The sequence below is a fragment of the Pseudomonas sp. HUK17 genome, from assembly GCF_001566765.1.
In genome coordinates this window covers 323,607-346,832 of record NZ_LSMW01000005.1, presented here as the reverse complement: position 1 = coordinate 346,832, position 23,226 = coordinate 323,607, and the positions used below count along the sequence as shown (strand labels likewise).

18 protein-coding genes and 2 pseudogenes are annotated in these 23,226 nt (G+C 64.4%); 5 read left to right on the top strand and 15 right to left on the bottom strand.

The features are described 5' to 3' along the window. Positions 1 to 1,170, bottom strand: a complete 1,170-nt coding sequence (locus tag AX284_RS03650; RefSeq protein WP_068383652.1) for an HPP family protein — start codon at positions 1,168 to 1,170, stop codon at positions 1 to 3. A gap of 257 nt (positions 1,171 to 1,427) precedes the next feature. Between AX284_RS03650 and nhaA the strand changes: the two genes are divergently transcribed. Beyond that, the gene (gene nhaA, locus AX284_RS03645) at positions 1,428 to 2,597 is read left to right on the top strand and encodes a Na+/H+ antiporter NhaA (protein WP_068383651.1); all 1,170 of its coding nucleotides are present in this window, start codon (positions 1,428 to 1,430) and stop codon (positions 2,595 to 2,597) included. A gap of 12 nt (positions 2,598 to 2,609) precedes the next feature. Further along, positions 2,610 to 2,987, top strand: coding sequence for a fluoride efflux transporter CrcB (crcB, locus tag AX284_RS03640; RefSeq protein ID WP_017638665.1), 378 nt, complete (start codon positions 2,610 to 2,612; stop codon positions 2,985 to 2,987). A 19-nt stretch (positions 2,988 to 3,006) separates the two neighbouring features. Here crcB and AX284_RS03635 read toward each other — a convergent pair whose 3' ends face one another. Further along, entirely contained in the window at positions 3,007 to 4,059 is a 1,053-nt protein-coding gene (locus AX284_RS03635) for an acyltransferase family protein (protein ID WP_068383650.1), read from the bottom strand. Positions 4,060 to 4,409: 350 nt separating this feature from the next. Then, the gene (locus tag AX284_RS03630) at positions 4,410 to 4,931 is read right to left on the bottom strand and encodes a hypothetical protein (protein ID WP_068383649.1); all 522 of its coding nucleotides are present in this window, start codon (positions 4,929 to 4,931) and stop codon (positions 4,410 to 4,412) included. Positions 4,932 to 5,163: 232 nt separating this feature from the next. Between AX284_RS03630 and AX284_RS03625 the strand changes: the two genes are divergently transcribed. Beyond that, positions 5,164 to 6,600 (top strand): dihydrolipoyl dehydrogenase, encoded by a 1,437-nt coding sequence (locus AX284_RS03625; RefSeq protein WP_068383647.1) that lies wholly within the window; start codon positions 5,164 to 5,166, stop codon positions 6,598 to 6,600. Positions 6,601 to 6,772: 172 nt separating this feature from the next. Here AX284_RS03625 and AX284_RS12245 read toward each other — a convergent pair whose 3' ends face one another. The 5 genes and pseudogenes from AX284_RS12245 to AX284_RS03605 form a co-directional block, all read right to left on the bottom strand. Then, on the bottom strand, positions 6,773 to 7,501 hold the full coding sequence (locus AX284_RS12245) for a methyl-accepting chemotaxis protein (RefSeq protein ID WP_442963836.1): 729 nt from the start codon (positions 7,499 to 7,501) through the stop codon (positions 6,773 to 6,775). A 126-nt stretch (positions 7,502 to 7,627) separates the two neighbouring features. Next, positions 7,628 to 8,635, bottom strand: a pseudogene (locus AX284_RS12240) (cache domain-containing protein); the annotation flags it as partial. Positions 8,636 to 8,870: 235 nt separating this feature from the next. Next, positions 8,871 to 10,289 (bottom strand): sugar porter family MFS transporter, encoded by a 1,419-nt coding sequence (locus tag AX284_RS03615; protein ID WP_068383641.1) that lies wholly within the window; start codon positions 10,287 to 10,289, stop codon positions 8,871 to 8,873. Between the two features lie 145 nt (positions 10,290 to 10,434). Next, positions 10,435 to 14,262 carry an ATP-binding response regulator gene (locus AX284_RS03610; protein ID WP_068383640.1) on the bottom strand — a complete coding sequence of 1,276 codons (3,828 nt, stop codon included), beginning with the start codon at positions 14,260 to 14,262 and terminating at the stop codon, positions 10,435 to 10,437. Between the two features lie 241 nt (positions 14,263 to 14,503). Then, a complete protein-coding gene (locus AX284_RS03605) occupies positions 14,504 to 15,397 on the bottom strand; it encodes a LysR family transcriptional regulator (protein WP_082731503.1) in 894 nt (297 codons plus the stop codon). Between the two features lie 96 nt (positions 15,398 to 15,493). On the opposite strand from AX284_RS03605, the gene AX284_RS03600 reads away from it, so the two are divergent. Beyond that, positions 15,494 to 16,663 (top strand): MFS transporter, encoded by a 1,170-nt coding sequence (locus AX284_RS03600; RefSeq protein ID WP_068383635.1) that lies wholly within the window; start codon positions 15,494 to 15,496, stop codon positions 16,661 to 16,663. Between the two features lie 16 nt (positions 16,664 to 16,679). Here the strand turns inward: AX284_RS03600 and AX284_RS12235 are convergent. Further along, positions 16,680 to 17,239 (bottom strand): annotated as a pseudogene (locus tag AX284_RS12235) (carboxymuconolactone decarboxylase family protein). A gap of 165 nt (positions 17,240 to 17,404) precedes the next feature. Between AX284_RS12235 and AX284_RS03590 the strand changes: the two are divergent. Next, positions 17,405 to 17,905 (top strand): GNAT family N-acetyltransferase, encoded by a 501-nt coding sequence (locus AX284_RS03590; protein WP_068383633.1) that lies wholly within the window; start codon positions 17,405 to 17,407, stop codon positions 17,903 to 17,905. A gap of 51 nt (positions 17,906 to 17,956) precedes the next feature. On the opposite strand, the gene AX284_RS03585 is transcribed toward AX284_RS03590, so the two are convergent. The 6 genes from AX284_RS03585 to AX284_RS11680 form a co-directional block, all read right to left on the bottom strand. Next, positions 17,957 to 18,772, bottom strand: a complete 816-nt coding sequence (locus AX284_RS03585) for an SDR family oxidoreductase (protein WP_068383631.1) — start codon at positions 18,770 to 18,772, stop codon at positions 17,957 to 17,959. Positions 18,773 to 18,958: 186 nt separating this feature from the next. Beyond that, positions 18,959 to 19,249 (bottom strand): hypothetical protein, encoded by a 291-nt coding sequence (locus tag AX284_RS03580; RefSeq protein WP_068383629.1) that lies wholly within the window; start codon positions 19,247 to 19,249, stop codon positions 18,959 to 18,961. Further along, positions 19,246 to 19,578, bottom strand: coding sequence for a hypothetical protein (locus AX284_RS03575; protein ID WP_068383627.1), 333 nt, complete (start codon positions 19,576 to 19,578; stop codon positions 19,246 to 19,248). Before AX284_RS03575 ends, AX284_RS03580 begins: the two co-directional genes overlap by 4 nt. 260 nt (positions 19,579 to 19,838) lie before the next feature. Then, the gene (locus AX284_RS03570; protein WP_068383623.1) at positions 19,839 to 20,960 is read right to left on the bottom strand and encodes a hypothetical protein; all 1,122 of its coding nucleotides are present in this window, start codon (positions 20,958 to 20,960) and stop codon (positions 19,839 to 19,841) included. Between the two features lie 333 nt (positions 20,961 to 21,293). After that, positions 21,294 to 21,728 (bottom strand): hypothetical protein, encoded by a 435-nt coding sequence (locus tag AX284_RS11830; protein ID WP_153015310.1) that lies wholly within the window; start codon positions 21,726 to 21,728, stop codon positions 21,294 to 21,296. Further along, on the bottom strand, positions 21,725 to 22,666 hold the full coding sequence (locus AX284_RS11680) for a ParA family protein (RefSeq protein WP_082731502.1): 942 nt from the start codon (positions 22,664 to 22,666) through the stop codon (positions 21,725 to 21,727). The genes AX284_RS11830 and AX284_RS11680 overlap by 4 nt, the downstream gene beginning before the upstream one ends. Between the last annotated feature and the right edge of the window lie 560 nt (positions 22,667 to 23,226).

Below are 23,226 nucleotides of genomic sequence, written 5' to 3'. Positions count from 1 at the left end.
TTAGACGCGCACCGCCTGGTACAGCGCCCGGATCAGATCCGACTGGGTGATGATGCCCACCAAGCGGCGCGAGCCGTCGATGATGGGGATGTGGCGGTGGCCGTTCTCGGAAAACACCGGTACCAGATCGATCAACAAGCGGTCGGCGCTGGCCACCCGCACGGTGCGGGTCATGATGCGGCCGACGCTGTGTTCGTCCTGGCGCGCCTTCGGCCGGACCAGGGAGCGCAGGCGCCAGCCGAGGCCCTCGTGCACGTCCAGGTCGATCTGCCGCATGAAATCGGCGACGGTGACGATGCCCAGCAGATAGCCCTGGCGATCCACCACCGGCAGCGCCTTGATGCGCCGGGCGCGCATCAGCGCCCAGGCTTCCTGCAGCGGCATCTCGGCACGGGCCGTCACCGGTTGCTGGCTCATGACGTCGGCGCAGCGCAATTCGCCCATCTTGCGCTGGTAGGCGCGCGCCTCCACCTGTTCGAGCAATTCGGCAAGGTCGTCGCGGCTGATGTCCAGCACCTGGTTGTAGCGCGCCAGCACGGCGTCCAGGTCGGCGCGCTGCAGGCGCGTCTCACTGCTCGGCTCGGCCGGGCGTGGCACATGGGGCCAGGGGCGCCGGGTCAGGTTGTTGTAGAGCAGACCGGCGCTCACCAGCAGCAGCGAGTCCAGCGCCACCGGACTCCAGGCATAGCTGAAGTCCTGGGCGCCGATGAGCACCATCAGTAGCGCCGAGGCGCCGCCCGGCGGGTGCAGGCAGCGCAGGGTGAACATGGCGGCGATGGCCAGGGCGACCGCCACGGCGGCGGCCAGATTGGCTTCGGGAATCCACCGCGCGCAGGCGATGCCGATCAGCGCCGCCAGGGTATTGCCACCCACCACCGACCAGGGCTGCGCCAGGGGACTGGAGGGCAGGGCGAACACCAGCACGGCGCTGGCGCCCAGCGGCGCCACCAGGGCCAGTGCCAGGGCGCCGTGCTGATGCACCGGCTGGCCTTCCAGCCACCAGGCCGCCAGCAGCGCCGCGAGCAGGATGCCGAGGCCGGCGCCCAGGCTGGCGCGTAGTCGCTCGCGCCCGTCGATGGGTAGCGGTGCGGGCCAGAAGGCGCGCAGGCCCTGGACCAGGCGCGCGGAAAGGGAGGGCGAGGGGGACGGCGTAAGGGGTTCCTGGGACATGGGAAAGCAGCTGCTAGGCAGAACGAGGGCGCTGATGGTCCTCCCTGTACGCCGCCCTGGCAAGACCGAACCGGTCCCCGTGCCGCCTCTTCCAGCGGTCAGGCAGCGCTCCAGAGCGTCTGCCGCCCCAGGTGGATTTTCTACTGCGAGGGGCCGTCCGCCGTAGTAGGATTATCGGCTGGGTGTCGCCGCAGTCGCGCGGTAGGACAGGTTGAATCGAGCGCAGGTCGGGCCGCCGCGCAGGAGTCCTGCTGCCCATGTCATCCCTACCTTCCCCCACCAAGGCCCTGGCCTTCGTTCAGCGCTTCTGCGCCGCCGAGGCCGCCGGCGGCATCGTATTGATGGTCGCCGCGGCCATCGCCCTCATCGTCGCCAACTCGCCGTTGGCCGAGGGCTACTTCGCCAGCCTGCACTGGTACGTCGGCGGGCTCTCCGTCGGTCACTGGATCAACGACGGCCTGATGGCCCTCTTCTTTCTGCTGGTGGGCCTGGAGATCAAGCGCGAGATGGCGGTCGGCCAACTCGCCAGCTGGGGCGATCGCGCCCTGCCGGGCCTCGCGGCCCTGGGCGGCATGCTGGTGCCGGCGCTGCTCTATGCCCTGGTCAATCGCCACGATCCCCAGACCCTCTCGGGTTGGGCGATTCCCGCCGCCACCGACATCGCCTTCGCCCTCGGCGTGCTGTCGCTGCTGGGGTCGCGGGTGCCGGTATCGCTCAAGGTCTTCCTTTCGGCGCTGGCCATCCTCGACGACCTCGGCGCGGTACTGATCATCGCCCTGTTCTATACCAGCGATCTCTCCGCCAGCATGCTGCTGGCCGCGGCAGGGCTGGTGGCGGTGCTGTTCGTGCTCAACCGCCTCAAGGTCACCGCCCTGCTGCCCTATCTGCTGGTCGGGGCGCTGCTGTGGTTCTGCATGCTGCGCTCGGGCATCCATGCGACCCTGGCCGGGGTGATCCTGGCGTTGTTCATTCCCCTGGGCGATAGCGCGGCCGACGACGCCTCGCCGCTGCTCCGGCTGGAATCCGTGCTGCACCCCTGGGTGGCCTTCCTCATCGTGCCCGTGTTCGGTTTCGCCAATGCCGGGGTCTCCCTGGCCGGCATTTCCCTTGGCAATCTGCTGGACCCGGTGCCGCTGGGCGTCGCCCTGGGGCTGTTTCTCGGCAAGCAGGTGGGCATCTCGCTGATGGCGCTGCTGGCCATCCGCAGTGGCCTGGCGCGGCTGCCGGAGGGCGCCAGCTGGCTGCAGCTCTACGGCGTGGCCCTCCTTTGCGGGATTGGCTTTACCATGAGTCTGTTCATTGGTGCCCTGGCCTTTCCGGGTGCGCCCTTCCTGGTCGACGAGGTCAAGATCGGGGTGCTGCTGGGCTCGCTGCTGTCAGCCCTGGCCGGCATCGCCGTGCTGCTGGTCGCCGCCCGTCGTCGTTGAGAGGAGTTCGAGATGCCCTATGCGCTGTTCGCGGTGATGTTCGGCGGTGCCCTGGGAAGCGCCTGCCGCTGGTGGGTCGGTCTGCGGCTGAATGCACTGTTCCCGCTGCTGCCGATGGGCACCCTGCTGGTGAACCTGGTCGGCGGCTTCGTCATCGGTCTGGCGCTGGGGCTGTTCGCTCGCTATCCGGGGCTGGACGTGCAATGGAAACTGCTCCTGGTGACCGGCTTCTGCGGCGGCTTCACCACCTTCTCGACCTTTTCCGCCGAGGTGGTGACGCTGCTGCAGAGCGGTCGCCTGGGCTGGGCGGCGCTCACCATCACCGCCCATGTGCTGGGATCGCTGCTGCTGACCCTGGCCGGGTTCGCCCTGGCCGGTCGCCTCGGCTGAGTCGACCGGCCGTTGCCCGTCAGGCGGGAGCCACCGGGGCGGTGGGGGCCTGGCGCCGCGGCTTGAGTCTCAGTGCCGGCGCCTCGATCAGGTGCCAGGACAGCACCGCAAGGCCCAGGGTCAGGACGTAGCTCACCACCAGGAAACCGGGCAGCGAGAAGCTGTCGGGAAACCAGTGCATGAGCAACTGCTGGACCGGGAAGTTGAACAGGTAGAGGCCGTAGGAATAGTCGCCGAAGCGGCCGAAGCCGTGTAGCACCGGCACCTGTACCTGGGCCAGGTAGATGATCACATAGGCCAGTGACACCAGGTGGATCACCGGCAGCACGTGCCAGACGATGGCTGCCAGCGACAGCAGACAGAGCGCCAGGGCCAGGTCCAGACGCCAGGGGATGCGCGGCCCGGCCAGTTGCAGCAGGGCACCGGCGAAAAAGAACATGCCCAGGCTGAACACCTTGTGCAGCACGAAGCTGGCGATGCCCATCTGCGGCAGCAGCAGGAAGTTGCCCAGCACCAGCACCACCAGGGTGGCCATGACCACCGAGCGGGTCAGCAGCCCCAGCACCCCGATGATCAGCAGCGACAGGTACATGAAGACCTCGTAGGGCAGGGTCCAGTAGCTGCCGTTCACCGTGTCGGGAAAGGGATTGCCGGTGAAGACGCCGGGCAGTTCGAAGCGCGTCATCAAGAGGATGTTCTTGAAGAAGCCCAGGGTCTGGCGATCGCTGAAGTAGGCACTCGTCTCGCGACTGGTGGCGAGCCAGCCCACCACCAGCACCGAGAAGAGCACCGAAACGATCAAGGCTGGAAAGATCCGCAGGGCGCGCTTGGCGAGAAAATCCAGCGGATTGCGGCTGCGCTGGAAGGACGCCGTGATCAGGAAGCCGCTGATCACGAAGAACACATATACGGCGATGTTGGCCGCGTCGGTGAAACCGGTGAAGTTGAGGATCGGCTCGGCGCCGATGTGACCCGAGAGCCAGAAGCCGTGGCCGATCACCACGGTGGAGGCCGCGGCGAATCTCAGGAAATCGAAGTTGTTGCGTCCCTGGGGGACGTGGGCGGTGGTCATGTCTGCTCCTCGCAGCCGTGGCCCATGCCGCGGCCGCCGCCCGGGAGCGGACTCCAGGCGGACGGCGACGCACACGGCATCGGCGGGAACGCCCGTCAGCGCGACGGACGCAGGCAAAGGCCGCTGCCGGCTATACCGGCAACGAAAGGGCGACAGCCGACGCGATCAGCGAGATCGGCCAGCCGGCGAGGGCAGGGGCTATGGGGGGCTGAGCGGCGCGAAAGCGGGCGTCATGCGCCAGGACTCCGGGAGAGCGGTACCGCGAGAGGCGACGGGGACGACGAGACGCGCGCAGGCGAACGGGGTCTGGGGCCTCCCGGCCGCCCCTTGCGCTGCGCGCGCCTCGTGCATCAGGCGCTGGCCTGCAGCGGCTGGTCGTGCGCTTCTTGCGCTTGTTCCAGGGCGAAGGGCTCCTGGGCGAAATAGAGGGCGGCGCTCTGGCGGGCGTGATCGCCGAATTCCTGTGGGTGGCGCATGACGATCCGTTCGAAGGCGCCCGGCTCCAGGCCGTCTTCATAGAAGCCGTTGTGGCACTGCAGGATGCCCGAGGCGCAGACGCTGCGCTCGACGGCGGCGATCAGGCCGCCGGCTCTGAGACTCTTGACGATGTTGTGCGGCAGCCGCTGGCGGCGTCTCAGACTGGCGGCGGTGTCGCTGAGGGTATCGAGGATCTCGGTCTCGGCCGGCGACAGCTTGCGTACGTCCAGCTTGGACTTCTGCACCAGGTAGCGACGGGAGAGCAGGCGGGCCTGGTCGTTGAGCGCCTTGAGCACCGTACCGCTGAGTTCACCACGGGTAAACAGACCGGTTTCCAGAGCGATCAGGTAGGACCAATCGTTGATGAGCGGAATCTTGCTGATGTCACGTTCCATGTGAATGCCTGCGTCCATATAAGTTGGCTAATTGAGGATATGAAGCCTCAATGGTTCCAGATCGCCAGTATAAGGTGACGAGTGGCATAGAATTTGACGGTCCTGACAAGAATTGTCGGTTTTTTGTCGAAGTGGGTCACGCCTTGAGGATGCAACCTCAACGCTGCGCTTGGGGTCACTAGCTGGAGTCCTGGCGCGAGTCGGGTGACCCTCCGTAACCTCAGGTGATGAGATGAGTGACCCTGTAGCCGCTTCGACCCCCGCCGATCTGCAGTGCGACGTCGCCGTGATCGGCGCCGGAACCGCGGGCCTCGCCGCCGAACGCGCCGCCCGGCGCCAGGGCGCCAGCACCCTGTTGATCGATGACCACTGGGCCGGTACTACCTGTGCCTCGGTGGGTTGCATGCCTTCCAAGTTGCTGATCGTCGCAGGGGAGGCCCATCATGCCGTCCAGCGCGCCGCGACCTTTGGCATCGAGGTGGGCGATGTCCACGTCAATGGCGCCGCCGTCATGGCGCGGGTGCGCCGCGAACGCGATCACTTCGTTGCGGCGACCAAGCAGGGTTTCGAGAAATTACCCGAGGGTGTGGCCCAACGCGCCACCGCCTGCTTCATCGCGCCAGATCGACTGCAACTGAATAATGGTAAAACTATTCAGGCCAAAAGTATCATCATCGCCACGGGCTCCTATCCGCTGGTGCCCGCGCCCTTCGACGCCTTGGGCGACCGCGCCCTGACCAACGAAACGATCTTCGAGCTGCCCGACCTGCCTCGTTCCCTGGCGGTGATAGGCACCGGTCCTGTAGGCCTGGAACTGGCCCAGGCCATGGCCCGCCTGGGCGTGGCCGTCACCCTGTTCGGTCAGGATGATGGCCTGGGTGCGCTCCAGGACACCGAGGTCAAGGCCGAGCTGCGCAAGATCCTGGCGCAGGATCTGACCCTGTACCTGAATGTTGAGGTGGATGCCCGCCGTGAGGGCGCGGGCGTGCGGCTGTCCTGGTCCGGTGCCGCGACTGGCGAGGGCGACTTCGATTATGTGCTGGTGGCCGCCGGCCGTCCGCCGCGACTCAAGGGCCTGGGCCTGGAAACCACCGGCATCGAGCTGGACGACCATGGCACGCCGGTCTACGACCCCAAGACGTTGCAGTGCGGGTCCTCGTCGATCTTCATCGCTGGCGATGCCGACCATGACCGGCCGATCCTCCATGAGGCCTCCGACGAGGGCGCCATCGCCGGGCACAATGCCGCCTGCTATCCTGAGGTACGGCCCACACCGAGATCGCCGCTGTTTTCGCTGATCTTCACCGATCCGCCGGTGGCCGTATTGGGCAGTCCGCCCGATGAGGACAGCCTGATCGGCACCTCTTCCTACCATGACCAGGGCCGCGCCCGGGTCGAGGCGCGCAACCAGGGCATCGCCCGTTTCTATGCCGAGCCAGGCACCGGCAAGCTCACCGGCGCCGCCATGGTCGGGCCGGGCATGGACCATATCGGCCACCTGCTGGTGCTGGCGCTGATCCATGGCGAGACCGCCAGTTCGCTGCTCGACATGCCCTTCTATCACCCCACCCTCGAAGAGGGCCTCAAGAGCGGCCTGCGCGAGATCTGCCAGGCGGCCCACAGCAGCCTGCGCGGCGATCGCGACCAGGGTTCGCCGTCCGGGGCTTGAGGTGAGGGGGGTTGGGCTTCGACGATAGGGCCGTCTCAACCCAACCTACGGGTGCAGCACCGTAGGTTGGCGCTGAGCGCAGCGAAGCCCAATGGTACGTTCTGCCCCATTCGGCCACACAAAAAAGCCCCGTCGGGATCACCCGCGGGGCTTTCGCTCGCTCAACCAGCCATCAGGCCTTGAAGCGTCTCACCAGTCCATCCAGCTCGCCCGACAGCTGCGACAGGCGCGAGGAGTCGCGGGTGGTGGATTGGGCCAGGCCTTCCACCTGCTGGGCATCGTCCTGGATCTGGGCGATGTGGCGGTTGATGTCTTCGGCCACCTGGTGCTGCTCCTCGGCTGCCGCGGCGATCTGCAGCGCCTGATCGCGGATCTCGTCCACCGACTGGCGGATGCCTTCGAAACTGCCACGCGCCTCGCTGATGGAGGCCACGCTGGTCTGCGACAGCTCCAGGCTGGTGTCGATCTGGCGGGTGACCTCCTGGGTCTTGCGCGCCAGGTTGCCGAGCAGGCCGTCGATCTCGCCGGTGGAATCGGCGGTGCGCTTGGCCAGGGCGCGGACCTCGTCGGCCACCACCGCGAAGCCACGACCTTGTTCACCGGCACGGGCCGCTTCGATGGCGGCGTTGAGCGCCAGCAGGTTGGTCTGTTCGGCGATGCCGCGGATGGTGTCGAGGATGGTGTTGATGTTGTGACTGTCTTGCTCCAGCACCGCCATGGCCTGGGCCGACTCGGCCAGGCTGCCGCTGAGGCGATTGACGTTGCCGGTGGCCTTCTCGATCTGGCCGTAGCCTTCCTGCACCCGGTGGTGACCGGCGTCGGCGGAGGCCGCGGCGTGGCTGCAGGAACGCGCCACTTCGTTGGAGGTGGCGACCATCTCGTTGAAGGCGGTGGAGACCATTTCCACGGCCTCGCGCTGGCGCCCGGCCACCTCGTTCATGCTGGCGGCGGCCTGGGTGGTGGTCTGCGACGCCTGCTGCAGGTCGGTGGAGGCCTGGCCGATACGCTGCACCAGTTGGCGGATGCTGGCGAGGAACTGGTTGAACCAGCCGGCCAGGGCGGCGGTTTCATCCTTGCCCTGGACGTTGAGGCTCTTGGTCAGATCGCCTTCGCCCTGGGCGATGGATTCGAGACCGGCGGAGACGCCACGGATCGGTCGCACGATCATGCCGGCAAAGGCCGCACCGAGCACGGCGAACAACAGCGCCAGTACGGCGGTGATGCCGGCGATCTGCCAGGTCAGGGCGGTGGCCTTGCCCATCACCTCGTTACGCTCGATCAGGCCGATGAATTTCCAGCCGAGGTCCTTGGCCTGATAGACGTTGACCATGTAGTCGGTGCCATTGAGGGTGACCTCGCCCAGGCCGCTCTGGATGCCGCTGAGGGTCTGGTAGGCGTCGCCCAGCTCCTTGAGCTGCTTGAAGTTGTGCTTGGGATCGCGCGGGTCGACCAGCACGTTGCCATTCTCTTCCACCAGCATCAGGTAGCCGCTCTGGCCCAGGGTGATGCTCTTGACCAGATCGGTGAGCTGCTTGAGCGAGATATCCAGGCCCACCACACCGCGGACCTTGCCGCTGGCGTCTTCCATGGTCCGGACGATGCCCATCAGCGAGACGTCGTCGGTCGCCCAGTAGTAGGCCGGGGTACGCACCACCTTGCCCGGATTGTTCATGGCCGCCTGGTACCAAGGGCGCACGCGCGGGTCGTAGTTGGCCAGCTTGGCGTCGTCCGGCCAACTGGCGTAGCTGCCATCGGTCAGGCCGATCGACAGATAGGCCGTGGTGGGGTGGGTCTTGGCGAAGCGGGTGAAATAGCTCACCGCTTGCTGGCCGGCTTCGGTCTGCGGCTGCTGGGCGGCATCCGCGCCCTGGTAGTTCTTCAGGCCATCCAGGGCCAGGATGCTCGGCTCCTTGGCCAGGTAGTCGACGTTCTGCTGGATGCCGGCAAAGAACTGCTGGATGTTGCGATCGATCTGACGGATTTCGCGCCCGCTACCGTCGAGGAAGTCCCCGGTGGCCTGGCTGCGCACGTTCATGATGACCACGCCCGCCACCAGGATCACCGGGAGGCAGGCGGTTACCGCGAAAAGCGATGTGAGTTTTTGTTTGATGTTCATCGAAAGCCCCGGTCGCGCCCTGGCGCGAAGAGTGACGGCAGCATGCCTTCACTCTGCATCGGCCTGGATAATTCCGACTTGATACGGCAAGAAAAATTATTCCATTTGGTCCGCAGCAAGCCGGAAAATCGTCGATCGGTCAGCTAACGACCCGCTACAACTCTTTCTTCAGATGGCGTTCGATTTCTTCCAACGACTTGCCCCGGGTCTCCGGCAAGCAGAAATAGACGAACAGAAGTGACCCCACATTGATGGCGGCGAAAACATAGAAGGTGTAGTTGCCGATGGCTTCCAGAGCCACCGGAAAGCTGAAGGCCACGGTGGCGTTGCACAGCCACTGCACGGCCACCGCCACCCCGGTCAGCAGACCACGGACCTGGTTGGGAAACAGCTCGGACATCAGCAGCCAGTACACCGGCGCGATGCACATCTGCATGAACAGCAGGAACACCAGGATGCAGGCCAGCGCCAGGTAGCTCTGGGTGAGGTTCTGCGGCAGCCACAGCAGCACGCTGCCCAGCGCCAGTTGCGCCAGCACCACGATCACCAGGCCGACCAGCAGCAGGGTGCGGCGCCCGGCACGGCCGATGGCCCAAATACCCAGCAGGGTGGCGATCACCGAGACCACGCCGTTGCCGATGGTGGCGGTCAGGGCCGCGCTGGTGCCCATGCCGGTGCTCTTGAGGATGATCGGGGTGTAGTACATGAAGGCGTTGACCCCGGTGAACTGGGCGACGAAGCCCAGGCCGATGCCCAGCAAGAGCAACTTGACCACCCAGCCCTGGCTCAGCAGCTCGCGCAAGGGCGGCCGATGTTTGGCCTGCTCCTCGCTCTCGCGCATCTCCTTGACCTCGCGCGCCACCTCCTCGGGGGTGTCGCGCAGGCGTTCCAGCACGGCTTCGGCTTCTTCGATCCGGCCCTTGGCCGCCAGCCAGCGCGGCGAGGTGGGCAGCAGAAAGGTGCCGGCGAACAGCAGGATGCCCGGCACCATGGCGATGGCCAGCATGTAGCGCCAGATGCCGTTGTCGTGCACCAGCCAGGCGAGCAGCGCGCTGAGCACATAGGCCAGCAGCTGGCCGCTGACGATCATCAGCTCGTTGCGGCTCACCAGGCGGCCACGGCGCTTGGGTCCGGCGATCTCGGCGATGAACACCGGCACCGTGGCCGAGCCACCGCCCACCGCCAGGCCGAGCACGAAGCGCGCCACCACCATCAGCTCCACCGAGGGCGCTACCGCGGTGCCCAGGGCACCGACGACGAAGAGGATCGACAGCAGGCGCAGGGTGGTGCGCCGGCCATGGCGGTCGGCGAGATAGCCCGCCGCCAGCGAGCCGAAGGCCGCGCCGACGATTAAGGCGGCGGTGACCAGGCCTTCGGTGTAGGCGTTGAGGCCCAGGCCGCCCTGGTCGGCGGGCAGGGTCATGAAGGGCAGGGCGCCGGCGATGATGCCGGTGTCGTAACCAAAGGCCAGGGCGCCCATGGTGGCGACCAGGACGGTGATAAAGATCAGTCGCCGGGCGGAGGCCTTCTGATCAGGGTCGGCGGCGGGAGCGGTGGAGCGGGAGGAAGACATAGGGAACGCGGGTATCCTGAAAACCTGAGGGGTAAGCCAGGTCGCACCGCCCCCGCGCCGCTGGCGACGGAAGGCGGTCGGTCCGACCTGGCTGGATAGGACAGGCGTCAGCCCCAGGATTTCCCGCCCAGGGCGCAAACCCTGGTCAGGGGTGCTCGCGACGGTCCTGCAACAGGCCCTGGATGCGCTCGCTGAGCACCTCGATGGCGAAGGGCTTCTGCAGCAGCTGCATGCCCTGGCCGAGGAAGCGCTGCACGTCCATGGCCTCTTCGGCGTAGCCGGTCACCAGCAGCACGGCGATGCCGGGGCGCTGGCGACGGATCTCTTCCACCAGCTCGCGGCCGTTCAGCCCCGGCAGGCCCACGTCGGAGACCACCAGGTCCAGTTGCGGCTCGCGCTCCAGCAGCGCCAGGGCGGTGGGCGCATCCTCGGCTTGGAGGGCGGTATAGCCCAGGTCCTTGAGCACCTCGACGATCAGCAGGCGCACTCCGGGTTCGTCTTCCACCACCAGCACCCGCTCGCCGCGACCCGGTTGCAGCGCCACTTCCTCCGGCACGGCTTCGCTGGCGACACCCTGATGGCGCGGGAACAGCAGGCTGACCCGGGTGCCGCGGCCTTCCTCGCTGTGGAGGTCGATGTAGCCACCGCTCTGCTTGATGAAGCCATAGACCATCGACAGGCCCAGCCCCGTGCCCTTGCCCTGCGGCTTGGTGGTGAAGAAGGGCTCGAAGACCCTTTCCAGCACGGCGGCCGGGATGCCGCTGCCGGTATCCTCTACCGCCAGCTCGACATAGTCGCCGCTCAGGCGCTCGGGCAGCATCAGCAATCGGGGGTCACGCAGGTTGCGCGTGGTGATCACCAGCTGGCCGCCCTGGATCATGGCGTCCCGGGCATTGATGCAGAGATTGAGCAGGGCGTTTTCCAGCTGGTTGGCATCGCTGCAGGTGGACCAGGTGGCCGCATCGAGCTGCAGTTGCAGGCGGATGTTCTCGTTGAGGGTGCGTTGAATCAGGGTCTCCATGCCGGTGACCAGCCGATTCACGTCCACCGGCTGCAGATCCAGCGCTTGGCGCCGACCAAAGCTGAGCAGGCGCTGGGTGAGAGCGGCGGCCCGCTGCGCCGAGGCGATGGCGATGCCGATGTAGCGCTCGGCGCGGGGCTGTTCGCCGTTCAAATGGCGCTGCAGCAATTCCAGCGAGCCGGTGATCGCCGTGAGCAGGTTGTTGAAGTCATGGGCGATGCCGCCGGTGAGCTGGCCGATGGCTTCCATCTTCTGGCTCTGGCGCAGGGCGTCCCGCGCCTGTTCCAGCTCCAGCGCCCGTTCGCGCTCGACGGTGACGTCACGGGCCACGCAATAGAGCAGGCCGCCTTCGGGCACGGCGGTCCAGGACAGGGTGCGGTAGCTGTCGCTGCGGGTGCGAAAGCGATTCTCGAAATTGAAGCTGGCGGCGCCCGCCGCCAGTTGGGCGATCTCCTGGCGGGTGCGCTGGCGATCCTCGGGATGCTCCAGCCATTCCGAGGTCTTGCCGATGATCTCGTCCACCGTCCAGCCTAGGGTACGGGTCCAGGCCGGGTTGATGCTGACCCAGATGCCACGGCTGTCGGCGATGCCGATGAGGTCGTGGCTGTAGGCCCAGAGCTGGTCACGCTCGCGAGTGCGTTCGCGGACGCGGATTTCCAGGACCTCGTTGGCCTGGCGCAGGGCATCGGCGGTCTCGCGTCTGAGTCGCGCCAGGCGCATGGCGCCTTCCACCCGGGCGATCAGCTCGCGGGCGCTGAAGGGCTTGACCAGGTAGTCGTCGGCGCCGGCGGCGATGCCTTCGATGGAGGCCTCTTCGCCGGCCCGTGCCGACAGCAGGATGATGGGCACCTGGCCGGTGCCCTCGTCGCTGCGCAGGGCGCGCAGCACACCGAAGCCGTCCAACACCGGCATCATGACGTCGGACAGCACCAGCGCCGGCAGTTGCCGCTGCACCGCCTCGACCGCGGCGCGGCCGTCGGCCACGGCTTCCACCTGGTAGCCGGACTCCTTGAGCAACCGTTCGACATAGCCGCGCATGTCGGCGTTGTCGTCGGCCAGGACGATGCGCTCGCCGCGCCCCTGGCCACCCCCGACCTGTTCGTCGCGCGTCATGGGGGCGCTGGGGAGCGGCTCGTCCGGCAGCCAGCGCAGGGCCTCGGCGACAAAGGTGTCGGCGCGGGTGGCGGTAGACACCTGGGTCGCGCTGACCCGGTTGGCCTCGGGCAGATGGGCGTGGCCGAACGGCAGCCACACCTCGAAGGTGGTGCCCACGCCGATCTGGCTGGAGACCCGCACCTCGCCGCCATGCAGCTCGGTGAGATCCTTGACCAGCGCCAGGCCGATGCCGGTGCCCTCGTGGGTCCGGCCGATCTGGCCTTCGATGCGGTGGAAGCGGTCGAACACCTTGCCCAGTTCGCTCTGCGGGATGCCGACGCCGCTGTCGGCGACCGCCAGCACGGCATAGCCATCCTGGCGCCGCAGGCTGACCCGCACCTCGCCCGCCAGGGTGTACTTGAAGGCGTTGGAGACCAGATTCAGGACGATCTTTTCCCAGAGGTCGCGATCCACCCAGACCGGTTCGTCGAGGGGGCCGCAGTCGATGCCGAAGGCCAGGCCGGCGCGGGCCATGGCCGAGCGAAAGCTGCTGGCGAGTTCCGCGGTATAGAGCGCCAGGTCCAGGGGCGCGAAGCTCGCGCGCATCCGGCCGGCTTCCATGCGCGAGAAGTCCAGCAGCGAATTCACCAGGCGCAGCAGGCGCTGGCCGTTGCGCTGGATGAGTTCCAGCTCCTGGCGACCGACCCGGGGTTCGCCCGCGGTGCGGTCCGGGCGTGCCAGCATGTCTTCCAGGGGGCCGAGCATCAGTGTCAGCGGCGTACGGAATTCATGGCTGGCGTTGGAAAAGAACGCCGTCTTGGCGCGGTCCAGTTCGGCCAGCTGCTCGGCGCGGCGGCGTTCTTCCTCGTAGCGCTGGGCATTGGCGATGGCGGTGCCCAGGTGCCCGGCGGCGCGGACGAAGAGATTCCGGTAGTCGGCATCCACCCGCCGTCGTGGACTGATGCCCGCGACCAGATAGCCATGGGGCTCCTCGCCCGGCGGGCCGGGGATGGGCACCACCAGGGCCTCTTCCAGCGGCTCCGGCCAGGGCGTGCCGATCAGGCGGCCCCCCAGGCGTTCGGCCAGCCCGCCGATCAGCGCTGGCGCCTGGCGGGCCGCGGCAAAGGACCAGGGCAGGGCGTCGCTGTCCGCCGTGACCTCCAGTGGCGCGAGGGGATCGTCTGCGGCCAGCCCGGCCAGGGCCACGCGCCTCAGGGCGCCGGTGGCGGCGTCACGCAGATAGGCCAGGCAGAAGGGCGCTTCCTCCGACACCTCATGCAGGCAGCGCACCCCTTCGCGACAGGCGTCCACCGCCGCGCGGGTCGCCGAGGTGGCTTCGGAGACGTTGCGCAGCAATCGCTCGCGCCGTTCCGTCAGCACCCGGTAGGTGGTCTCGGTCACCGCGGTGAAGATGCCCTCCACCGCGCCGGTCTCGCCGCGCACCGGGCTGTAGCTGTAGTAGAAGTAGCACTCCTCCACGTAGCCGAATCTGTTCAGCGGCAGCAACTGGTCTTCCGACCAGGTCGCCTCGCCGGTGGCCATTACGTGATCGAACATCGGTCCGATGATGTCCCAGATCTCCGCCCAGACCTCCCAGCCGGCGCGCCCCAGCGCCCAGGGATGCTTGCGCCCCGGCACCGGACTCCAGGCGTCGTTGTAGATCAGGGCGCGGGTCTCGCCCCAGTAGAGCACGATGGGGAAGCGCGAGCCGAGGCAGATGCTGACCGCCGAACGCAGCGCCGTCGACCAGGTCTCCAGGGGGCCGAAGGGCGTCTGGGACCAGTCCTTCTGGCGCATCAGCGCGGCCATTTCACCGGGGACGTCGAGAAAGGCCAGCGGCGAGGGAAGGTTGGACAAGAGAGCTCCTGCGGGGTGAGGAAAGAGGGCCTGGGACGTACCGCCGTCGGCAGCGACAGCGACAGGCAGGAGGGGCCGCCGCAACGGGCAGCGAGCGGCCTTGCCGTGGGCGATGACGCCGCGACGCGGACCCGATCTAAGCGTGTTGATTGCTCAGACTATTACAAGCGGACCGGCTTGGCGAATGACGCAGGCGGCAAAGCGCCTGCCCATACCAGGGCGACGCCGGTCGAAGGGCGCGTCAGCGGCCCAGTCGTTCCACCAGGAAATCCACGAACACCCGCACCCGCGCCGGCATGGTCGAGCCGCCGACGAACACCGCATGGATGGGTTCCAGATCCCCCGGATTCCAGGCCTCCAGCAGCGGCACCAGGGCGCCGCTGCGCAGGTCGTCGGCCACGCTAAATTCCCCGATACGGGCGATGCCGGCGCCTTCCCGGGCCAGCAGCGCCAGGGCCTCACCGCTGTTGCACTCGATGTTGCCGCTGATCTTCAGGGCGAAGGCCTGGCCATCGCGGACGAAGGGCCAGTCGGGCAGGGCGCGGCGAAAGTTGAATCTCAGGCAGTTGTGTTCGAGCAGGTCCTCTGGCACCTGAGGCGTGCCGTGGCGGGCGAGGTAGGCGGGCGAGGCTACCACCACCTGCCCGGTGACGCCGATGGGGCGGGCACTCAGGGGGCTGTCGGCCAGATGACCGAAGCGGATCGCCACATCGGCCTGGCCGGCGAGGATGTCCACCACCTCGTCACCCAGCGCCAGGTCCACCACGATATCCGGATAGCGCGCGCTGAAGGCCGCCACCAGCGGCACCAGGGTCATGCGGCCATGACCGAGGGCGGCGCTGACCCTCAGTCGCCCTCTGGGCACGCCCTGGTCGGCGATGGCGTCTTCCACCTCGGCCAGGTCCGCCAGGATGCGCCGCGCCGCGCGCAGATAGGCCTCGCCCTCGGCGGTGAGGGTGATGGCCCGGGTGGTGCGCAGCAGCAGCCGCGTACCCAGGCGCTGCTCGGTGCGGGCGATGGAGCGACTCACCGCCGAAGGTGTCAGGCGCAGGGCTCTGGCGGCAGCGGACAGGCTGCCGGCCTCGACCACCTGGGCGAACACCGCCATCTCTCCCGAGCGACCAGTCAGATCCACTTGTGACTCCACAGCAAAGGTGCATGCCAAAACCGCCGTCTACCGGCGTTCGAGCGAGGAGCTTAGCATTCACCGCATAGATAAGGAGCCTTTTCCATGCGTATCAATCCACCCCTGCTGGCCCTGGCCACCGGCGCCTTTGGCATCGGCGTCACCGAATTCGCGCCCATGGGCATGCTGCCCGGCATCGCTGCCGATCTTGGCGTCTCCATCCCGGCGGCGGGCCTCCTGATCAGCGCCTATGCCCTGGGCGTGCTGATCGGCGCGCCGCTGATGACCCTGACCACCGGCCGCATCCCGCGTCGCCAGCTGCTGATCGGCCTGATGGCCATCTTCACCCTGGGCAACCTGATGTCGGCGCTGGCCACCGACTACACCAGCCTGCTGATCGCCCGGGTGGTGACCTCGCTTAACCATGGCGCCTTCTTTGGCGTCGGTGCCCTGGTGGCGGCCAGCGTGGTCGCCCCGGATCGGCGCGCCGGGGCGGTTGCCGCCATGTTCATGGGCCTGACCCTGGCCACCATCGGCGGCGTGCCCCTGGCCACCTGGTTCGGTGAATTGCTTGGCTGGCGCCAGGCCTTCTGGGGCATCGCCGGTCTCGGCCTGCTGACCATGGCCGCGCTCTGGTTCGCCCTGCCCAATGTGGCCCTGCCACCGAGCGACGGGGTGCTGGCCGAGATCCGCGTGCTGGGTCGTCCGCCGGTACTGGCCGCCCTCGGGCTGACCGTGGTCGGCTCGGGCGCCATGTTCACCGTCTTCACCTACATCGCGCCCATCCTCGCCCGCGAGACCCATGGCTCCACGGCCTTCATCACCGCCATGCTGGTGCTGTTCGGCGTCGGCCTGACCCTGGGCAATCTCTGGGGCGGCAAGGCCGCGGACAAATCCATCGATCGCACCCTGATCGCCTCCCTGGGCGTGCTCATCCTGGTGCTGCTGGCCTTCAGCGTGCTGATGCGCTGGCCGCTGGCGGCTGCCGTAGCCATCCTCGTCTGGGGTATCGCCAGCTTCGCCCTGGTGCCGCCGCTACAGATGCGCGTGATGGAAGCCGCCAAGGACGCCCCCAACCTGGCGTCGGCGGTCAACATCGGCGCCTTCAACCTGGGCAATGCCCTTGGCGCGGCCCTGGGCGGCGCGGTGATCGACGCCGGTCTCGGCTATCCGGCCATCTCCCTGGCCGGCGCCGGCATGGCCGCCCTGGGTCTGGCGATGGCCCTGATCCTGGCCTGGCGCGGTCGGGCGACCGGTGCGGCGGTGGCCGGGTAGCCACGAGCAGCCGGCGCTATTCGGCGAAGGGCAGGGGCGCGTCGCCGCCCCGATCCACCGCGAAGGCGTTGAGGGTCATGGCCACCAGGCTGTAGTAGCCATAGACGCCAATCAGCTCGACCATCCCGGCTTCGCCGAACAGCGCCACGCCCTGCTGATAGAGCTCCTCGGGAACCCGCCGGGTGTCGTAGAGCGCGACGCCAATGGCATGCACGCAGGCCTCCTCGGGCGTCGCGAAGACCGGCACGCGGCCTTGCCGGAGTGCCTCTATCACCTGGTCAGGGAGACCCGCCTGACGGGCGATGGGGCATGGATCTGCCATTCGGCCTGGGAGCGCCACCAGGCCGCGGTGGTGAGGATCGCCAGTTCGGTGAGGCGCAATTCCAGTCGCGTGCCGTAGCGGCAGAAGGCCCCCAGCCGCTGGGCGTGATCGGCCAGCGCCGGACTGTGGATCCAGGCCAGGAAGGGCCCGTCGAGATTGCCCCGTGGACCGCTCTGGATCTCGGCCAGCACGCGCTGCTGTTCTGCCGTCGTGTTCTGTTCGGACAGGGGCGTCAGCCGCGATGAGAGGGGCATGATGGTTATCCTCGACAGGTAGGGCACTCATCCAATACCACCTCAGGTTCCCAAGGCAAAGTCTCGGTATCGCGCTCAGGCCGCGTGCCAGAGGTCGCAATCAGGCTGGCGGCATTCCCCTGGCTCTGGTCACAATCGGGCTTGACGTTACCAAGGAATCAGCCGATGACGCAGAGTTACACCACCTTCTATCTGGAGATGACCGCACCGACCGAATTGCGCGAGAAGCCGCCACGGCCTGACCTGCAGATCGTCGAGTGCGAGGTGCCGCAACCCGAACTCAATCGCTTCCTCTATGCCCTGGTCGGACAGGCGTGGGACTGGAGCGATCTCGACAGCTGGAGCGACGCCCAGTGGCGCGAACTGGTGGAGCAGGAAGGCCACCGTACCTGGGTCGCCTATCACCGGGGCGCCATCGCCGGTTACTACGAGCTGTACCGCCCCGATGGCCGCAACGCCGAGATCCGCTACTTCGGCCTGGCCGGTGCCTTCATGGGGCTCGGCTTCGGCGGGCCGCTGCTCAGCCATGCCCTCCGTTCTGCCTGGGATTGGCCTGGTACCGAGCGCGTCTGGGTGCATACCTGCACCCTCGATCACCCGGCCGCCCTGGCCAACTACCAGGCGCGTGGGCTGCGGCTCTACTACCAGGAAGACACCCTGCTCTGAAACACCGGCATAGCCGCTTACACCAGGCCGCGGTCTTTGCCTACTCTCCGGCTAGGGCGCTTCCGCCGTCGCGGGCGTCACCGCCGAACCGGCCAGCAGACCGCCGTCCAGATTCAGCTCGCTGCCGGTCATGTAGCCGGCCTCGTCGGAGGCCAGCAGCAATGCCACGGCGGCCACTTCCTCGGGCCGGCCAAAGCGCCGCAGCGGCGTATCCTGCACCAGCGCGGCCATGCGTGCCTCGCGGTCCGGTCCGTCGCCCAGCATGGGCTCCCACATCGGCGTGAGGATGGCGGCGGGGTGGATGGAATTGCAGCGAATAGCGAGGCCCTGCTCCGCGCAATAGAGGGCCACCGTCTTGCTGTGGTTGCGCACGGCGGCCTTGGACGAGGCATAGGCCGCCGCGCCGGGGATGCCCACCAGCCCGGAGCGCGACGAGATATTGATGATGGACCCGGTCCCAACCGGGCGCATGGCACGGATGCCGTATTTGCAGCCGAGAAAGACGCCGTCGAGGTTGGTGCGATGCACCGCGTGCCAGTCTTCGAGACGGGCGTTTTCCGGATCGTGAGCCACCACGCCCTGTTCGAAGCCGGTGATCCCGGCGTTGTTCACCAGCACGTCCAACCGGCCACTCTCTGCGAGGATCTGCCGCGTCACCCGCTGCCAGTCGTCTTCCAGGCGCACATCCAGGTGCAGGTAGCGGGCACCGTCACCCAGCTCGGCGGCGACGGCGCGGCCGAGGTCATCGTTGAGGTCGGTGACATAGACGAAGGCGCCCTCCGCCACGAAGGCCCGGGCGATGGCGGCGCCTATGCCCTGGGCCGCGCCGGTGATCAGGGCGGTCTTGTCCTTGAGTTTGGCTGCCATGCGAGTACGCCCTCCAGATCGTGACTAGCCTCCTAGGGTAGCCCAGCCGGTTCGGTCAGGGGGCCAGCATCACGCCCGGTGGTTAGCTGTAGCGAATCACCTGACTAGGAGCTGACTGGCCGACAGGAAAGCGCAAGGAGATTCTGCCCGGTCGGCTCGGTCATCTCGCTATCCCTTTTCAGGCTATTAGCGAGTTTTGGTGCCTGCGTAGGCCGTACGAATAGTGCTGAAAGAAAACGGCTCTGACAGGTTCTTTTCTTCAAAGGTATCAGGGCCGTTGAATCTCTTGTGGCTAAGCCCGCTAAAAGATATGGATACGGTGTTAGGGAGGCGGACCTGATAATTGGGCTTTATACCTTGTCCGGTATTCCCAAACCTGACAGTCGCGCCTTCTTTGCGCATCTTGTCCAAAACCTTTCCTAGAAAGATAAGCCCAAGCTGTGGCAGATTCTCCTCGGTCCAAATGAACCTGCTCATTGTTGCTCCTCGGGCTTGGCATAGCGGGCAGCAGTTTTGTAGAGATCCTTTCTGCGGATGCTGACGTCGATTTGCTCCAGACGATAGCCACGACTCTCCATTACCTGCTTAACCATGCGCCCGGTCATCTGTTTCACCCTGTCGGCTTTGATTTCATCACCGAATTCGGCCAGCAGATGAGGTTGGAGGCCCTCAATCGCGGGTCGCTTCAAATAGGTGGTGGTTTCCAAACAGGCTATAGAGGTGTCTCTGTGCAAGAACTGCCACAGAGCACTGGCCAGTGGAGTGTTAGCAACGTCAGAAAAAGAGCCGGCATCGAAGTCTTTCATGGTGCGCTATAGCCTCGGGCTGTTTGGGTATAGCGATAGTACCTGCCTATTGCGGCAGGTACAAGGCAGTCTTTGGATTGAAATTTACGCGCTGGCTGCTAGGCCTTGCCCTGCGATTAATTGAGCCGAAGCCGCACTTCCAAGGCCGGTATTAATGCTGTTCCGCTGGCTTGTTTGGCAGCGTACACGCCAACGTATAGCAAGGCATTGAGAAGATAAGCCCCTTTAAACTTCAGCCCATTTTGTGCGAGGAATTAGACCTACTGGTTGATCACCGCATGGTTGGAAAAGCCGCTCTGGGTGATGTTGATGGCATTGCCCGCCGTGTTCTGGGTCAGGTCGGCGGTGTGCTGGCTGCCGGTCTGGGCGACGGTGATGCTGGAGGCATTACCTGTGACATAAGTCGTCACCCCGAGATTGTCGCCCTGCTGATCGACCTTCAGCTGGCCGTCGTTACCCAGGTAGTAGGCCGAGACGCCGTTGCTCTCGCCGTTAGATACCAGATCCAGCTGATTGCCCTCGCCCGAGGCGATGGCGTCGGCGTTATTGCCATTACCGGTCTGCGCCAAGGTCAGCTGGTTGCCGGCGCCATAGACATTGACGTCGGCGCGGTTGAGATCGCCGCGCTGGGCGATATCGACGTTGCTGGGCCGCGAATAGGCGCTGGAATGCCGGACCTGGGCATCGTTGCCGTTACCCTGTTGCACAACGGTGGAATCGGTTCGCTCGCCGGCCTGCTTGAGGCCGATGTAGTTATCGTTGCCGCGCTGTTCGATGAGGGTGGTCAAGTCGTTGCCGTTCTGGCTCACCCAGGCGCTATTGCGTAGCCCGAAGCTGACCACCTGCAGGTCCAGCGCATCGCCGCTCTGGCGCAACTCAAGGTTACCGTTCAGGCCGTCCTGCCGCGCCGTCAGGGTATTACCACCTGCCCGGTCGCTGGTCTGATCGATGTCGATGCGGTGAAAGCCACCATCCTGCTGCACAAAGGTGTCCAGCCGCAGACCGCTCTGCCGCACCACCGTCTCGTTGCCACTGCCCGGCCCCTGATCGACCTGCACGCGCCCGTAGCCCGCATTGAGCTGCTCGATATCCACCCGCCGCTGCGAACCCAAGGTCTGGTTGACCTCGGCATAGCTCCTGGCACTGTCCTGCACCACCCGCACGCTGTCATCAGCATCGTCCTGCTGGGTGACCTGGGTAGTGAGAAAGATGCCGCTCTGCTGGATATCGGCCTTGTTACGCGCCGACAGCTCGCTGCCCTGGTTCAGGTTCACCCTGTTGAAGCCACCGTCCTGCTGGACGTTGGCCGTATTGGACTCGGCCCAGGCGGCGCCGGTGTTGGCCAAGAGCAACGCGACCAAGAGGGAGCGGGAGTTTTGCATAGGGCTTCCTATGACACGGCCATGAAAGAGGGGAGCAATCGTTGGCAAGAGTGAGGTGGTCGTGCGGAGCGCACTGACGGATAAAATACTTGGTAAGGCTAAAAGCGCAATAGCCCAAAGGATTGATGTTTTTTAACTGTGTGAGCGGTTTCCGTGTGATGATAGAGATTGATGGCTGGTTTGCTTTTGAGTTTTGTTGCTTTTATGCGGGTCATTGACATCGCTGTTGTGGGGCTCCAGTGCCGGTTTAGTGCTATAGAGGCATGCTTGGGGCACTGGAGTAGAGTTAGCCAGTAGCTAAAATACTGGCTTAAAGTTGATGAGATACTTTGTTTATGTCTTGTTTTCTTCAGTATCAACCTCTCCCGCTGAAGTACTTCTATAACCCTGTATGGCTTCAGATCTTTTTCTTGCTCCAACTGTAGATTCAACTATTTTTTCAGCAAGACTTTCAGCTTTGTCGGTTTTAAGTACGACTACGTCTAATGCTCTTGCAATGCTTTCCAAGCCTTTTTTTGTTTTAAAGTTTTCGTTTAAAAACGAGAAGGCCAAATCCCTGCTTTGGATAGAAATTAACTTTTCGGCTAGTTCAGAAATATCAACCTGCTCAAGAGTTTTGTATTCGTTTTTTGATCTCCGTTTGGAGAATTTTATCTCTATAGAAAAGCTTTCATCAGCTAGTTTTTGAAGGTCATCATCGCTAAGCGATGCCATTGCGTCTGCCCAACGGCGCAGCGCGAATGCAAGGTCGTATTTTTCTTTGATCATTTCGCAATACCCTGTAGTTTTCCTTCAAATTCTTCAACAAAATCTTCCAGTTCACTTACTATGTCGGCGTAAGTTCCACCGGCATGGTATTGCAAAACAGCAGGAACGAGGCTTTCAGGTGCACTTGAAAACATCGTTTTGTTTTCGCGGAAATAATTTTCGTATGTGGGTATTCCAGATCTTTTTGTCTGTGCAATATATTGACGCTGCGCAGAAATGGGTTGACTGCTAGTGATTTGTATCATGGTGAAGACTACCCCCAAGATCTCAGGGGAAATTTTCCTAATGTTAGAGTCTATACCCGCATAGTCATTAAATTCAGATGCGAGTTGTGTGACGCTTTGACGAAGATAATCAATCCCCAAGGTTGAAAGATAGTCTGGTTTCGCAGGTATTAATATTTGCTGGCTAGCAATTATTGCGTTTTTGGTCACTATGTTGAAGTTTGGAGGGCAATCGATAAGCAGTATGTCATAATCCGATTCAGATTGCAGGACGGTTATCGCATCTCGAAGCTTGGCATGCACCTTGATATAGTTTGACTTTGATTGTTGCATGTTTGCCCCTCCTAAAAGGGTAGCAAGCTCCAAGTCAACATTGATCAAGCCAAGGTGGGAGCAAATCAAGTCAATGCTTCCGTTTGATTTGGATTTTTTGAGCTGTCTATTGACTTCGGTTGGTGTGATTATAAATTCATTAAGGGGTGGGGGTTCCTTGCCTTCGGATATCGCATCGAACCAAGATTTGATTGTTAGTGAATCTTTGTAATTTTCATCCCAGAAATCAGGCTTAACAAAAGAGAAGGTCAAGCTCGCTTGAGCATCGGTGTCCAGTAGTAGAACTTTTTTTCCGCGGAGAGCTAGTTCAGCTGCGAGGTTGGATGTCACAGTTGTTTTTCCAACGCCACCCTTGTAGTTAATTACTGCGATTACGTCCATGCTTTTACCTTTGCTTTAATGATTTGGCTGTTTGATTTTCTGGTTAGTTAGTTTTGAGTTCGCGATTTATATGGTTTTGACTGCTTTTTATAGGGTTATAAAGCCTCCTGAAAATGAAACTATATTTACAGCCGATTAGAATTAGGCACAGAAGGGTCACTATTGACCATATGAGTGGCAAGAGAGAATGATGCGCCTTACGGTGGCTACGGTAGGCGATTTCGGCAATGACCGCGGCGCGATAGTCTTGCGCGGTCTTGCCGTGACGGTCTTTGGGCGGCATAGCGGCGTCCTGGCCGGGGCCGAGACGAGGGATCGTGACGGCTGCTTCCTTGTGATGGATTTCACAGTAGGAGGCAGGGTAGGAGGCGTCAAGGCTGGCAAAAGGCCGGAATTGCTAAGACTTTTGCAGTGAAGTCTGACGATTTTTGCAGCGAGTGCAGCCGAAACCGAGGGTTGGCAAGGCTTCGCTTGGGATGAAAGTGTTTGGAAGAGGTAGGCGCTGCGGATTTCATCGCCGACGAACTACCCCCACGACCGCCCAAACGGTCGCGGGGGCA